We start from the raw sequence: 13,892 nt of genomic DNA, 5'->3' as shown, positions 1-13,892 counted from the left end.
GATATAAAATATTAAAAATTTAGATGTTTATTACTTTTTTACTTTTAATATTCAACTTCTAATATATAAAATCATGCGAATTATCCCAGCAATAGACATTATCGAAGGCAAATGTGTTCGTTTAACAAAGGGCGATTACGATACCAAAAAAATATACAACGAGAATCCGTTAGAAGTTGCCAAAGAATTTGAAGCTGCAGGCATCGAATATTTACATGTAGTAGATTTAGATGGAGCAAAAGCAAGTGAAATTATCAATTATAAAGTTTTAGAACAAATTGCATTAAAAACAAACTTAAAAATTGATTTTGGTGGTGGTTTAAAGTCTGATAAAGATGTAGAAATCGCTTTTAATTCTGGAGCAAATCAAATTACTGGTGGAAGCATTGCCGTAAAAAATCCAACAGTTTTTGAAAGTTGGATTACAAAATACGGTTCTAAAAAAATTATTTTAGGTGCCGATTTTTATCCAGACAACTCAGGAGGAAAAATAGCAACCAATGGTTGGCAAGAAGAAAGCGCTTTAGAATTAATTCCTTTTATTGCAAATTATCAGCAAAAAGGAATAGAATATGTAATTTGTACCGATATTTCTAAAGACGGTATGTTACAAGGGCCAAGTTTTAATGTTTATAAACAAATTTTAAAAGAGACTGTTATTTCGAGCAAATTCGAGAAATCTGAAGTCGAGAAATCTAAAAATCTTTCGACTGCGCTTAAGGAAACAAATCCATTAAAACTAATCGCTTCTGGAGGAATTTCAACATTCGACGAATTGCCAAAATTAGCAGAAAATGGTTGCGAAGGTGTAATTATTGGAAAGGCGATTTACGAGAATAAAATTAGTTTAAAACAATTAGAAAAATTTATAATAAATTACTAATGTCATTTCGAGCGCAGTCGAGAAATCTAAAGTCGAGAAATTTTAATAAGACTTTTCGACTATGCCCAAGGCGACATTCGTAAAGAAATTAAAAGTATGCTAACAAAAAGAATAATACCTTGTTTAGATATTAAAAACGGAAGAACCGTAAAAGGTGTTAATTTCGTAAACCTAATTGATGCTGGAGACCCTGTAGTTTTGGCAAAGCAATATGCTCAATTAGGCGCAGATGAACTGGTTTTTTTAGATATTTCTGCTACTTTAGAAGGCAGAAAAACCATGAGAGAAATGGTTTTAAAAGTTGCAGAACAAGTAAATATTCCGTTTACAGTGGGAGGTGGTATTTCTTCGGTAGAAGATGTAGATTTATTGCTACAATGTGGTGCAGATAAGGTTTCTATCAATTCATCTGCAATTAAAAGACCTAATTTGATAAACGAACTGGCAGATAAATTTGGTAGCCAATGTGTGGTAGTTGCTATAGATGCAAAGCAAATTAATGGAGAATGGTTTGTACATTTGGCTGGAGGCACCATACCCACAGAAATTAATTTATTTGACTGGGCAAAAGAGGTAGAAAAACGTGGCGCAGGAGAAATTTTGTTTACTTCTATGAATAACGACGGAACAAAAGCAGGTTTTGCAAATGAAGCTTTGGCTAAATTATCAACCGAATTAAACATACCAATTGTTGCTTCTGGTGGCGCAGGTAATGTGCAACATTTTATTGATACATTTGTAGAAGGAAAAGCAGATGCAGCTTTGGCAGCAAGTGTTTTTCACTTCGGAGAAATTCCGATTTTAGATTTAAAGCAAGAATTAAAAGATAATAATATTCCTGTAAGAATATAAATAAGAATATCATTTCGCTCGAAATGAAGTCGAGAAATCTATAATATAAGATTGCTCCATTACAGTCGGAATGACAAACATAAAAGAAATGAACATAGATTTTAATAAAAATAACGATGGTTTAGTGCCAGCAATCATTCAAGATGCAACCACAAAAAATGTACTAATGTTAGGGTATATGAATGAGGAAGCTTTTAAAAAAACCCAAGAAACGAAATTAGTTACTTTTTTTAGTAGAACTAAAAATCGTTTATGGACTAAAGGCGAAGAAAGTGGAAATGTTTTGAATTTAGTGGACATAAAATTAGATTGCGATAACGATACATTGTTAATTCAAGTAAATCCTAATGGTCCTACTTGCCACAAAGGCTCAGATACTTGTTGGAGCGAAAAAAATAATTCTCACTATGGATTTTTTTCAACCTTAGAAAAGGTAATTACAGAAAGAATTACGAACAAAGACACGAAGAAATCGTACGTGGCCAGTTTATTTGCAAAAGGAATTAATAAAGTTGCACAAAAAGTAGGCGAAGAAGCTGTAGAAACAGTTATTGAAGCTATGGATAATAACGACGAGTTGTTCTTATATGAGTCTGCAGATTTGTTATTTCATTATTTAATGTTGCTTCAAGCAAAAGGTTTTACCTTAAAAGATATTGAGGCAGAATTGATAAAAAGACAACAAAAATAGCCTTATCATTCTGTATAAGTAAACACTTTCTTACAAAAAATAACGATTTTTTATAGTCACGTGAGTTTGATGTAAATTGATTTGAACTGCTCTCGTTATCAACCTGTTAATTTAAATATTAAATCGAGAGTATAGTTAGAGTTTGTTTGAAGTTTTAGTTTTTAAGACTGTTCTCTAAAGTTTGTTTGCTGCTTTCCATTAAAATATATATTTAAATTTAAGAAGTGCTCGAAACGATATGGCAAATGATGCTACTTTTTTTGAGGAATATTATTTTGTTTCTTCTTAAAAATAAAAAGAAGCTGTCACAAAAGTATTAAAATTTGTCATTTCGATTGTAATGAGAAATCTTATTTGCTGAATTTCAGTATTTTATAGACACTTTCCCGCAAAGTGTGTAAGTTAAAAATTACAGGATTAAATTTTTCATAGTTTAATCCTGTTTTCAAATATAGCCAAAAATTGGTTAAGAATGATACCCCAATTTCTAATAGGCAATGTCCATTTTTTTGTTGATTCTCTCAAAGCTAAAAATACGGATTTAATTACAGCATCATCTGTTGGATATGAGAGTTTGTTTTTAGTGTATTTTCTAATTTTCCCATTTAAGTTTTCTATCAAATTTGTGGTATAAATAATGGTTCTGATTTCTAATGGGAAATCGAAGAAAACAGTGAGTTCATCCCAATTGTTTTCCCATGATTTAATGGCATAAGAATATTTAGAGTTCCATTTATTTTTAAAGTCTTCTAAGGCTGCTTTTGCTGCTTCTTTTGTAGGAGCTGTATAGATTTGCTTCATATCTCTTGTAAAGGCTTTTTTATCTTTCCAGACTACATATTTACAAGAGTTTCTGATTTGATGAACCACACATATTTGTGTTACTGAATTGGGAAAAATAGTTTTAATGGTGTCTGTAAATCCGTTTAAATTATCAGTTGCTGTAATTAAAATGTCTTGTGTTCCTCTGGCTTTTATGTCGGTTAAAACGCTCATCCAAAAAGAGGAAGATTCGTTTTTTCCTAACCAAAGTCCTAAAACTTCTTTTTTACCATCTACTCTAAGACCAACAGCAATGTAAATTGTTTTATTGATGACTTTGGAGTTTTCACGAACCTTAAAAACGATGCCATCCATCCATACAATCAGATAAGTAGCTTCTAAAGGTCTATTTTTCCAAGCAATAATGTCAGCTGTAATTTTATCTGTGATTCTAGAAATGGCTGAACTAGAGATGTTATAATCATACAATTCTCGTATTTGTTCTTCGATATCTGTAGTACTCATTCCTTTGGCATATAAAGAAATAATCAGGTTTTCAACTCCATCTGCAGTACTTTCTCGCTTTTTAATAAGCATTGGATTGAAAGTAGCATCGCGATCTCTTGGAACTTTTATTTTAGTTTCTCCTAAATGCGTCTTTATTGTTTTGGTTCCATAGCCATTTCGTGAATTAGGATTGTTGCTTTTTTGATGCTTATCGTAATCTAAATGCGCATCTAATTCGCCTTCTAAAATCTTTTCTACACCACGTTTGTGCAGTTGTTCTATAAAACTGGTTAGTTCTGAACCTGTTTTAAATTGTTTTAAAAATTCTTCGTTTAATAAATCTTCTGGTTTCATAATAAAAGTGTGTTTATAAATTTAGTGATTATTTAATCGTAAAGTTATTTCCGAAATTTTTCCTCATGGAGCAATTTAATGATTGCTCTAGAAAAATTTCAGAATAACTTTACTTACACACTTTTTGGTTTAGTACCATTTTATATTTTTCGACTTCATTCAAAATGACTGTTAAATTTTACTTTTGTAACAGCCTTTTTTTCAAATTAATTTTTAGCAGTTGTTTACCAACTTTTTATTTCCTTTTCAATTTTATCACGACTTTCTCCGTACTTTTCTTGAATTTTTCCAACTAATTTTTCAAAAGATCCTTCTGCTTCAGTCGATTCGTTATTGGTAATTCTACCATATTCTTCTTTAAATTCTCCTTTGATTTGTTTCCACTTTCCTTCGTTTGTATCTGAATTCATAATCTTTTTTTTATGTACTAAAAATATTAGTACTGGTTAATAATACTACAAATTTAAAGGAAACTTTCTTTTTACATGAACGGTATTCGTTGAGATTGTAGCTCAAAAGAAAATTTATTTTGTATCCGATTTTTTATTATCTGAATTCTGAATTTTATCTGCCACTCGATCGTTAGATTCGTCAGTAGCACTGTGTACTTGATCTTTTAGTTTGTCTTTATCTTCGCCTTTTAAACGATCTTTGTTACTATCTGTATCTTTATAACCTTTTTTTACGGTTCCTTTTAAAGGATGTAAACCCTGTTCGTGAACGTCTCCTGAGTTTCCTTTGGTTACATTTTCTGCACTTGCTCTTTCTTTATTTGACATAATTTTAGGTATTTATTTTTAGTAAAATTAAAGCAAATACACTTTTCGTTTTAACGATATCCGTATAAAAAAGAACTCAAAAGCGCTTTAATCGTTAGAATTTGCACGTTTTATGATATTTTCTGGCAAAGCTTTTTTGGCTTTGGCTCCCATTTTCTTTAGTTTTTCGACACTAGAAATTAAATTTCCTCTTCCTTCGAACAGCTTGTTCATTGCTGCATTGTAGTCGGTTTTAGAAGCATCTATTTTTTTACCAACACCAATTAAATCGCCTAAAAGGCCATTAAATTTATCGTACAAAGCACCTGCTTGTTTTGCAATTTCCAAGGCATTTCTTTGTTGTTTCTCGTTATTCCACATAGTATCTATAGTGCGTAAAGTCGCTAATAGAGTAGAAGGGGTAACAATTACAATGTTTCTTTCGAATGCTTTGTTATATAAATTGCTGTCTGTATTTAAAGCAACTGCAAAAGCAGGTTCAATAGGAATAAAAAGAAGCACAAAGTCTGGAGATTCTATACCATAAATATCTTCGTATTTTTTATCACTCAATTGCTCTACATGTCTTTTTAAAGATGCTACATGTTGTTTTAAAAAATTTTCTTTTAACAACTCGTCTTCTTCATTAATATATTGCTCATAAGCAACCAAAGAAACTTTCGAATCGACCACCATTTTTTTGTTATCTGGCAAATGAATTACAACATCTGGCAATACTCTTTTACCCTCTTCATTGGTAAAGCTTTGCTGTACATAATATTCTCTATCTTTCTCTAAACCAGATTTTTCTAAAACTCGTTCTAATACCAGTTCTCCCCAATTTCCTTGCATTTTATTATCGCCTTTTAATGCTTTGGTAAGGTTTAGGGTTTCTTTACTCATTTGCTGATTTAATTCTTTTAATCCTAAAATTTGTTGACGTAAAGCTGCATGATAGTCGATACTTTCTTTGTGAGTTTTATCTACTTTGTCTTCGAAAACCTTAATTTTTTCTTGTAAAGGGTTTAAAATAGTTTTTAAGTTTTCTTTATTCTGAAGCGTAAATTTGGTCGATTTTTCATCTAAAATTTTATTGGCCAAGTTTTCAAACTCTTTTGTAAATTTTTCATTCAGTTTTTCAACTTCACCTTTATTTTCTTGTAATTTTACACGTAAATTATCTAATTCCGATTCTTGTCTTGTATTAGCAGTAATTAAATTTTCTTTTTCTTGCTGAATTGTTTTGAGCGCTTTTTGCAATTCGATATAATTGTTTTCGACCATATTTTTAGACTGCTGCAACAATGCAACACGTTCTTCTAAGGCAGATTTTTCTTTTTCTAAAGAGGTTTTGTCTTTTTCGAAATTTAGTTTCGTTAGCAATTTCCCTATAAATAAGCCAATTACAGCAAATACAATGGCAATTAGTAAGTAAATAATTATTTCGTTCATTTTGTATATTTAAGTCCTTAAATTTATCACTTTAAAACACAACATAAAACCATTATAAAATGTTTTTGTAAACAAATGTTTTAATAATTTATAATGAAAAGATTTGCCAAGTTTATTTTGCACACCATTTTAGGTTGGAACATTGAAAGCGGTTTTCCAAAACATCCTAAAAAATATGTTGTGATTGCTGCGCCACATACAAGTTGGATAGATTTTCCGATTGCAATTTTAACTAGAATGAGTTTAGGAACTATGGTGCATTTTATTGCAAAAAACTCTCTATTTAAATGGCCTTTTGGCTACTTTTTTAGAGCATTGGGTGGCACCCCTGTAGATAGATCTAAAAATAATAATTTGGTAGATTCCATTATCGATATTTTTAACAATAAAGAAGAATTTCGTTTGGGACTTTCTCCAGAAGGGACTAGAAAAAAAGTAGAAAACTGGAAAACAGGTTTTTATTATATCGCAAAAGGAGCCAATGTACCTATTGTAATGGCAACTTTAGATTTCGAAAATAAAAAGGTAAAAATCTCTGAAGCTTACTACATAACAGGTAATAAAGAGGCCGATTTTAAACATTTTAAAGCTTTTTATAAGAATATAAAAGGGAAAAACCCTGAATTATCATAAAACATGATATCTAATAAATAAAAAATGATTACGTTTGTACGATGTAATTCGTTTTTTAATAAAGATTAGGGGCTTTGTTATCAAACATTTACATTTAATAGCATATGCTATGACATTAGTCTCCAGTTTCCTGGAGACTTTTTTTATGCATATTTTTCGGAAACTTTGGCTGCAATTCCTACAATTACTTCAGTTGCTTTTATCATAGATTCTACAGGAACATACTCAAAACGCCCATGAAAATTATGCCCGCCTGCAAAAATATTAGGGCAAGGCAAGCCTTTGTAAGAAAGTTGAGCGCCATCTGTTCCTCCACGAATTGGTTTTATAATGGGTGTAATTCCTATTTCTGTCATTACTTCTTCTACAATATCTACAATATGCATTACAGGAACAATTTTTTCTTTCATATTAAAATATTGATTTTTAATTTCTACTTCGACCAAATCTTGGTTGAAACGTTCGTTAAAATCGAAGGCAATTCTTTGCATTAAATATTTTCTTTTTTCAAACAAATCTAAATCGTGATTGCGAATGATGTATTCTAAAACTGTTTTTTCTACATTTCCTGTAAGATCGTGCAAATGGAAAAAACCTTCGTAACCACTTGTTTTTTCTGGGACTTCTTCTGGTGGAAGTGAGGCAATAAACTCGTTGGCAATAAGCATAGAATTTATCATTTTACCTTTTGCATACCCTGGATGTACAATTTTACCTGTAATGGTAATTTTGGCACTTGCTGCATTAAAATTTTCGTATTCTAACTCTCCAATCTGGCTTCCATCCATAGTGTATGCCCATTCTGCATCGAATTTATTTACATCGAATTTATGAGCTCCTTTGCCAACTTCTTCATCTGGTGTAAAGCAAATTCTAATTTTACCGTGTTTAATTTCTGGATGTTTTATTAAATATTCCATCGCAGTTACAATTTCTGTAACTCCAGCTTTGTCATCGGCACCTAAAAGTGTGGTGCCATCTGTGGTAATTATAGTTTGTCCTTTGTATTGCAACAAATCTTCGAAATAATCTGGAGAAAGTACAATGTTTTTTTCTTCATTTAAAATAATATCGTTTCCTTGATAATTTTCTACAATTTGTGGTGTAACATTTTTACCTGTAAAATCTGGACTTGTATCTAAATGAGCAATAAAACCAATGGTTGGTACTCTGTGTTCGATATTGCTTGGTAGAGTTGCCATGATATAGCAATTTTCATCTAAAGTAATGTCTTGCATTCCAATATCCGTTAAATCTTTTACGAGCGTTTTTGCCAAATTCCACTGATTTTCTGTACTCGGAAAAGCTAGGTTATTAGGGTCTGATTCTGTATCTATGGTAACATATTTTATAAACCTGTCTGTAATGTGTTTTTTCTCAATCATTTTTTATGGTATTTTTATTTTTTCTAATAAGCTAATTGCTTTACAAATTCTTCTATTTACTAAAGAGTCTCCATATATTTGGGCAGTTGCCATTAACGAGTTTTCGGCATCTAATTTCGTGAATATTTGTAAGATTCGATACTTAAATGTTCCTTTTTTACCTATTGAAACGGTATAATAACTTGGTTTGTTTAAAAAGGTTATTTCTTTTGCTTTTGTTTGAATGTGTTTTTTTGATAAATTTTCTTGCTCTATTTTCAATTTAAAAATATCAGTAAAAATAACAGAAGTATTTATATAATTTACATCTAAAAGCAACGATTTTGTAAGTTCTTTAATCGTATCTGCACAATAAATGGAAGATTGACGGGCATCTGTGTATAGGTTTGTTTTCCAATCTTTTGGAATTTGTAGAGAAAAAAGGTGTTTAGCGTCTTTTATTTCTTCTAAATTTTCTACAAATACCTCTTTACAATCGCATTCTTTTTGAAGATCGGTTCGACGATGGCAAGAATAGAGTAGCAGTGTAGCTGCAATTCCAAGAATAAAATGCTTCATAAAATTACTGTAAGTTTAATTTTCCAATTTTATGATGCCCACTTAACCAGGCATTATTTTTATCTACAAATTGAATGCTGTAATAACCGTCTTTCGAAACATCTTTCCACGTTTTTCCACCATCGTTAGAAAAAGAAACACCGGTTTTACCCACTGCAAAAACCTCTTTTCCGTTTGTATTTGGCACATATTGTACGCAACTTTTGTAATTGGGGCTTTTTCCATTTGCAACGATTGTCCACGTTTTTCCTCCATCTGTTGTAACTGCTTTGTTTGCAATGTTTTCTTTTGGTTTAGAGTAATCTCCACCTATTGCAATTCCATTATTTTTATCGTAAAAATCGATAGAATAAATACCTTGCGGACCATTTCCTTGTACAAAAGGAGTCTCGAAAACTTGCCAAGATTTACCATAATTGGTCGCTTTTAAGATTCTTGCTTTTCCACCTCCAGAGGCAATCCAAACAGTGCTTCCAATTGTGGCAATATTTGTGTTACTAGCAGCAAAGAAAGCTTCATCTTTTGTAATTTCTGGTAAATTTTCGCACGGAATTTTGTTCCAAGTTTCTCCACCATCTTCTGTTATAAGAATAGATGCGCAGTTTTCTGTAGGATCTCCCACTGCAATTCCATGCAAATTATCATCAAAAAAAGTAAGTGCATCATAAAATACTTTTTCATTTTCTTCTGTATAAACTAAGGTGAAGTTTCCATCAGAAATTTTATATAACAATGCCGGATTTCCTATAGATAATGCAAAATAATCATTTCCATTAAAAGCTAAACTTCTAAAATGTGGAGTGATAGAATCTTTGTATTTAATGTGCAATGCATTCCATAAAGCACCTCTATTTGTAGTAAAACCAACGTCTCCTTTAGAACCTGCATAAAAAACACTTGTACTGTCTAAAACTTGAATTGCACGAATGCTAGAATCTTCGATTTTAAATTCTTTTATAGAAATTGTTTCTATATTTCTTGGTTGATATTCTTGTTTGCAAGAAATTAAAAGAAGGAAAGCAAAAATAATTACGATTATTCTTTTCATTTTTGATATTTTTATACGACTAAAGTAAAGGTTTTTTTAAGACGAATGAAGCTTTAAATACATTCGTGCTAATATTTCTGAATAAAAAAGGTCGTAAAAGCTTTATTTTAGATTCCCTTTTTCAAGGAAATAACAATTTTATGGGATATCTTTAGGCAATAGGTTAAAGAAATTCTTTTTTAAGTAAACAAATTAAAATAAATAATGAAAAAAGCATTGGTAATTTCTGGAGGAGGAAGTAAAGGGGCATTTGCTGGTGGAGTTGCACAATACCTTATGAAAAATGAAGGTAAAGATTACGATTTTTTTTTAGGAACATCTACAGGAAGTTTAATGGTTTCGCATTTGGCTATGGGAATGATTGATGAATTGAAAAGCTTATACACCAACGTAAATCAAGAAACGATTTTTAGTAATAATCCTTTTAAAATTAGAAAAGTAGCTGGTGAAAAGGTGGTTTCGATAAATCATTTAAATACCTTATGGAATATTTTAAATGGTAGAAAAACGTTTGGAGAAAGTAAGAATTTGCGTGCGCTTATTAAAAGAAATATTACCAAAGAAATGTATGTTAAAATTAGAGCAGCCAATAAAGAAGTGGTGGTTACAGTTTCTAATTTAACAACCAATCAAATTGAATATAAGTCTATAAACGACTGTACTTATGAAGATTTTTGCGACTGGATTTGGGGTTCTTGCAACTATGTTCCTTTTATGAGTTTGTTAGAGAAAGATTATTGCCAATATGCAGATGGAGGTTTTGGATCTTTAATTCCGATTCGAGAAGCCATTTTACGAGGTGCTACAGAAATTGATGCCATTATTTTAGAAACAGAAGTTACTCAATTTAATAGATTGCCATCTAAAAACCCATTTTCGTTGTTGTTTGATGTGTTCGATTTTATGCTAACACACGTAGAAAGGCACAATATTACCATTGGAAAATTAGCAGCCTCTAACAAAGGTGTAAAGCTTAATTTGTATTATACACCAACTGTTTTAACAACAAACTCTTTAGTTTTCGATAAAAATTTAATGAGTAAATGGTGGAAATCTGGCTTTAAATATGCTAAATCGAAAGAAGAGGAAAAAATGAGTGAATTTAGACCAGATGTTTTAACAGACCAAGAAATGGAAGATTCTAAAGAAGATGCAGAGAAGCTGAATATTTAATTTTTTTTTTTGAAGTTATACCAATTGTAGGCATTTTTTTTCTTTTAACAATCATTTTTACAAAAACTAGCAGAAATAAATAGCCTGCTTTTGGTATGGATTAAAAATTTAAACTAAGGTTGTTTTACCAGCTTTATTGAATAATTAAAGCTTTTAAATTACTGAAAAAACCTGTAAAAAAATAAAATAAATGAAATTCGGAAAAGTAGAAAATCCAGAAATTATAGATTTTACCTTACCAGAAACAGCTCCAGATACTTTTCGTGTTTTGAAAAAATATAAAAAAAACGAAAAACCTTCTATGTATATAGGCTGTGCTAAATGGAACAGAGCAGATTTAAAAGGGTTTTATCCAAGAGGTACTAAAGACGAGCTCGAATATTATGCGACACAGTTTAATGCTATTGAGTTAAATGCTACTTTTTATAGAAATTTTCCAGCGCAACAATTCGAAAAATGGAAATTAAAAACCCCAGCGAATTTTAAGTTTTTTCCGAAATTGGGTCAAGAAATTAGTCACTGGAAACGTTTAAATAGAGTGGAGGAAGTTACCAATTCTTATATAGATAATTTTAGCCATCTTCAAGAAAAATTAGGAACGATTTTCTTACAATTACACGCAAATTTTGGTCCAAAGAATTTTAATGTGCTACAAAACTTTGTAGAAAGTTGGCCAAAAGATTTTCCTTTGGCAGTAGAAGTAAGGCACAAAGATTGGTTTGCAGACAAAGAAATAGCGAATGATTTTTATGAACTTTTAGAAGAAAATAAGATTGCCAATGTTTTGGTAGATACTGCTGGCAGAAGAGATATGATGCACATGCGTTTAACCAATAACGAGGCTTTTATACGGTATGTGGGTGCAAACCATCTTACAGATTACAATCGTTTAGATGATTGGGTTAAGAGGTTAAAAGAATGGAATAATGCTGGTTTGCAGAACATTCATTTTTTTATTCATCAGAATTTAGAATTGGCATCGCCTTTGTTAGCTGCGCATTTTATCAATAAAATAAATACTGCATTTCAAATGGATTTAAAAATTCCGAATGAAAAAACAACCAACAAAAACGGACAAATGAGTTTACTGTAAACGAGTACCACTTACACAAATGGTAAAAAAAGAAGCTGTCTCGAAAGTATAAAAATTTGTCATTTCGACTGTAATTTTGTCATTTCGACTGTAATGGAGAAATCTTATTTATTGAATTTCAGTATTTTAGATTTTTCGATAACTGCGTTAGCTACTTTCAATTAAAATATATTTTGATTTTAGGAATGCTTAAAATAACCATTAAATTTATTTTTGTGACAGCCTCTTTTTAAATATTAAAAATTACTTTTTTATTTAAAATCTGTAAACATATTATTGCTTGCTGGAGTTGCCAATTTCGAATTAAAAATTTCTTCTGTATTTACAAAAGAAGCTTTATTCTTACCAAAAGTCTTTTTACCTGTTAAAATATATGTTAACGTTCTATCTAAAAGTGGGTCCGAACGTTCTCCTAAAACTCCTAAATCTCCAACGTCTTCTGCTAAATTAATACCCGTAAAGTTGGTTCCAGGAACAATTCCATTGGGGTAGTTTTCTCCATTTTTATTGGTAATTTCTAAAACAATGGGTTGCATCGCATATGTATGTTTGGGGTTTAAGTTTTTGCCATTTCTAAATAAACTTTCAGAATCGTATAAGGTTATAGAACCTACTTGTTTTCCTACGGTTGTGGTACCAACTACTTCTACATCTATATAAGCACTTAACGAGTTAATTACCAGTTCAGATGCAGATGCTGTACTTCCAGAAACAATAAAATATACTTTTGTTAAACCTAAACTATTTATGTTTTCTTCTAAAATAACATTTCCTGTGTTATCTGTATTTCTAATTTTAGTTGGAAAATTATTAATAAAACGATCTGCAGGAGTTCCTTTGGTTATTGCTTCATTCCAAACTTCTTTCGAATATACTTGTCCACCAAATTGCCCTGTAACCATGCTTCCTAAATACGAAGCAGTTGTAATAGAGCCACCTCCATTGTATCTTAAATCGATAATTAAATCGCTTACATTTTCTGCTTTTAAAAAATTAAAAACGGCGTTTAACTCTCCATCGTAATTACGCGCAAATTGGTTGTACATTAAATACCCTATTTTTTTATTACCTTCTGTAATTACTTTAGATACAGCAATTGGGTTTTCTTGTACTTCGGCTTTTGTTAAAGAAATGGTTGTTCCGTTCGAAATAGGATTTCCGTTATTATAATTGGCCAAACCAATTGAAAAAGAACTATTGTTTCCAAACAATAATGTTCTAAAATTACTGTCTGTAAGCTGTGTTCCGTTTACGGAGCTAAAAATCATACCTCTTTTTACTTTTTCTGTAGCAGCGCTAGAATTTGGAATTACATATCTAACATATCCATAAACATTGGTATTACTGTTTTGATATCTTTTTAAACCAAACTCCATTCCTGTTGTGGTATTGATTCCTTGAAAAGAATTTTCTAAAGCAACATAATCATCTACAATCCAAGAGAAACGATCTACATTTCCTGGTCGAAATAATAAATTATTAAAAGTACTTTCAGGAGAATCGTAATTTCTAAAATAAGTATATAATTCTTCGATATTATTAAATCTATCGTCTGCTAAATCTGAAACATCTTTTTCCCATAGATAATAATTTTTTAATCCTTTCCATATAAAAAAGTTAATCTCATCATCTAAAGTTACTACAAAATCTGGTTCTGTAATTTCGTTCTCTTCTTCTTTTTTACTACAACTACTCGCTATAAATAAAATTGTTAAAAAACTTGCAAAAATTATTTTTTTCATA

14 protein-coding genes are annotated in these 13,892 nt (G+C 30.7%); 6 read left to right on the top strand and 8 right to left on the bottom strand.

Annotated elements, in window-relative coordinates; translation table 11 throughout:
- Positions 1-73: 73 nt before the first annotated feature.
- The 3 genes from JL193_RS01345 to hisIE all read left to right on the top strand — a co-directional run bounded on the left by JL193_RS01345 (position 74) and on the right by hisIE (position 2,426).
- Positions 74-883, top strand: a complete 810-nt coding sequence (locus JL193_RS01345) for a 1-(5-phosphoribosyl)-5-[(5-phosphoribosylamino)methylideneamino]imidazole-4-carboxamide isomerase (protein WP_207972125.1) — start codon at positions 74-76, stop codon at positions 881-883.
- Between the two features lie 96 nt (positions 884-979).
- A complete protein-coding gene (hisF, locus tag JL193_RS01340; RefSeq protein WP_207972124.1) occupies positions 980-1,735 on the top strand; it encodes an imidazole glycerol phosphate synthase subunit HisF in 756 nt (251 codons plus the stop codon).
- Between the two features lie 88 nt (positions 1,736-1,823).
- Complete coding sequence (gene hisIE, locus JL193_RS01335; protein WP_207972123.1) at positions 1,824-2,426, top strand: bifunctional phosphoribosyl-AMP cyclohydrolase/phosphoribosyl-ATP diphosphatase HisIE; 603 nt, start codon at positions 1,824-1,826, stop codon at positions 2,424-2,426.
- Positions 2,427-2,852: 426 nt separating this feature from the next.
- Here the strand turns inward: hisIE and JL193_RS01330 are convergent, their stop codons facing one another.
- From JL193_RS01330 to JL193_RS01315, 4 genes are all read right to left on the bottom strand, one after another.
- Positions 2,853-4,049 (bottom strand): IS256 family transposase, encoded by a 1,197-nt coding sequence (locus JL193_RS01330; RefSeq protein ID WP_207970621.1) that lies wholly within the window; start codon positions 4,047-4,049, stop codon positions 2,853-2,855.
- A 224-nt stretch (positions 4,050-4,273) separates the two neighbouring features.
- Complete coding sequence (locus JL193_RS01325; protein ID WP_207972122.1) at positions 4,274-4,459, bottom strand: CsbD family protein; 186 nt, start codon at positions 4,457-4,459, stop codon at positions 4,274-4,276.
- A 114-nt stretch (positions 4,460-4,573) separates the two neighbouring features.
- Positions 4,574-4,828, bottom strand: coding sequence for a hypothetical protein (locus JL193_RS01320; RefSeq protein WP_207972121.1), 255 nt, complete (start codon positions 4,826-4,828; stop codon positions 4,574-4,576).
- A gap of 87 nt (positions 4,829-4,915) precedes the next feature.
- Positions 4,916-6,259 carry a DNA recombination protein RmuC gene (locus JL193_RS01315; protein WP_207972120.1) on the bottom strand — a complete coding sequence of 448 codons (1,344 nt, stop codon included), beginning with the start codon at positions 6,257-6,259 and terminating at the stop codon, positions 4,916-4,918.
- A 93-nt stretch (positions 6,260-6,352) separates the two neighbouring features.
- Here JL193_RS01315 and JL193_RS01310 point away from each other — a divergent pair, with 93 nt between their 5' ends.
- Complete coding sequence (locus JL193_RS01310; RefSeq protein ID WP_207972119.1) at positions 6,353-6,892, top strand: 1-acyl-sn-glycerol-3-phosphate acyltransferase; 540 nt, start codon at positions 6,353-6,355, stop codon at positions 6,890-6,892.
- Positions 6,893-7,035: 143 nt separating this feature from the next.
- Here the strand turns inward: JL193_RS01310 and pepT are convergent, their stop codons facing one another.
- Genes pepT through JL193_RS01295 form a run of 3 tightly spaced genes read right to left on the bottom strand, consistent with a single transcriptional unit; the run spans position 7,036 to position 9,883 of the window.
- Positions 7,036-8,277 (bottom strand): peptidase T, encoded by a 1,242-nt coding sequence (pepT, locus tag JL193_RS01305; RefSeq protein WP_207972118.1) that lies wholly within the window; start codon positions 8,275-8,277, stop codon positions 7,036-7,038.
- A gap of 3 nt (positions 8,278-8,280) precedes the next feature.
- Complete coding sequence (locus tag JL193_RS01300) at positions 8,281-8,835, bottom strand: hypothetical protein (RefSeq protein ID WP_207972117.1); 555 nt, start codon at positions 8,833-8,835, stop codon at positions 8,281-8,283.
- A 4-nt stretch (positions 8,836-8,839) separates the two neighbouring features.
- Complete coding sequence (locus tag JL193_RS01295) at positions 8,840-9,883, bottom strand: WD40/YVTN/BNR-like repeat-containing protein (RefSeq protein WP_207972116.1); 1,044 nt, start codon at positions 9,881-9,883, stop codon at positions 8,840-8,842.
- 204 nt (positions 9,884-10,087) lie between these two features.
- Here JL193_RS01295 and JL193_RS01290 point away from each other — a divergent pair, with 204 nt between their 5' ends.
- A complete protein-coding gene (locus JL193_RS01290) occupies positions 10,088-11,056 on the top strand; it encodes a patatin-like phospholipase family protein (protein WP_207972115.1) in 969 nt (322 codons plus the stop codon).
- A gap of 190 nt (positions 11,057-11,246) precedes the next feature.
- The gene (locus JL193_RS01285) at positions 11,247-12,149 is read left to right on the top strand and encodes a DUF72 domain-containing protein (protein WP_207972114.1); all 903 of its coding nucleotides are present in this window, start codon (positions 11,247-11,249) and stop codon (positions 12,147-12,149) included.
- A gap of 251 nt (positions 12,150-12,400) precedes the next feature.
- Here JL193_RS01285 and JL193_RS01280 read toward each other — a convergent pair whose 3' ends face one another.
- On the bottom strand, positions 12,401-13,891 hold the full coding sequence (locus JL193_RS01280) for a GFO_1087 family putative carboxy terminal peptidase (protein ID WP_207972113.1): 1,491 nt from the start codon (positions 13,889-13,891) through the stop codon (positions 12,401-12,403).
- Position 13,892: the final 1 nt, after the last annotated feature.

The sequence above is a fragment of the Polaribacter batillariae genome (genome assembly GCF_017498485.1).
Taxonomy (GTDB): Bacteria; Bacteroidota; Bacteroidia; order Flavobacteriales; family Flavobacteriaceae; genus Polaribacter; species Polaribacter batillariae.
This window is presented reverse-complemented; position numbering and strand designations above follow the sequence as displayed.

Excerpts from the sequence above, each read along its gene's own strand:
- JL193_RS01345 (WP_207972125.1), top strand. The coding sequence starts at position 74 with ATGCGAATTATCCCAGCAATAGACATTATCGAAGGCAAATGTGTTCGT.
- hisF (WP_207972124.1), top strand. The coding sequence starts at position 980 with ATGCTAACAAAAAGAATAATACCTTGTTTAGATATTAAAAACGGAAGA.
- hisIE (WP_207972123.1), top strand. The coding sequence starts at position 1,824 with ATGAACATAGATTTTAATAAAAATAACGATGGTTTAGTGCCAGCAATC.
- JL193_RS01330 (WP_207970621.1), bottom strand. The coding sequence starts at position 4,049 with ATGAAACCAGAAGATTTATTAAACGAAGAATTTTTAAAACAATTTAAA.
- JL193_RS01325 (WP_207972122.1), bottom strand. The coding sequence starts at position 4,459 with ATGAATTCAGATACAAACGAAGGAAAGTGGAAACAAATCAAAGGAGAA.
- JL193_RS01320 (WP_207972121.1), bottom strand. The coding sequence starts at position 4,828 with ATGTCAAATAAAGAAAGAGCAAGTGCAGAAAATGTAACCAAAGGAAAC.
- JL193_RS01315 (WP_207972120.1), bottom strand. The coding sequence starts at position 6,259 with ATGAACGAAATAATTATTTACTTACTAATTGCCATTGTATTTGCTGTA.
- JL193_RS01310 (WP_207972119.1), top strand. The coding sequence starts at position 6,353 with ATGAAAAGATTTGCCAAGTTTATTTTGCACACCATTTTAGGTTGGAAC.
- pepT (WP_207972118.1), bottom strand. The coding sequence starts at position 8,277 with ATGATTGAGAAAAAACACATTACAGACAGGTTTATAAAATATGTTACC.
- JL193_RS01300 (WP_207972117.1), bottom strand. The coding sequence starts at position 8,835 with ATGAAGCATTTTATTCTTGGAATTGCAGCTACACTGCTACTCTATTCT.
- JL193_RS01295 (WP_207972116.1), bottom strand. The coding sequence starts at position 9,883 with ATGAAAAGAATAATCGTAATTATTTTTGCTTTCCTTCTTTTAATTTCT.
- JL193_RS01290 (WP_207972115.1), top strand. The coding sequence starts at position 10,088 with ATGAAAAAAGCATTGGTAATTTCTGGAGGAGGAAGTAAAGGGGCATTT.
- JL193_RS01285 (WP_207972114.1), top strand. The coding sequence starts at position 11,247 with ATGAAATTCGGAAAAGTAGAAAATCCAGAAATTATAGATTTTACCTTA.
- JL193_RS01280 (WP_207972113.1), bottom strand. The coding sequence starts at position 13,891 with ATGAAAAAAATAATTTTTGCAAGTTTTTTAACAATTTTATTTATAGCG.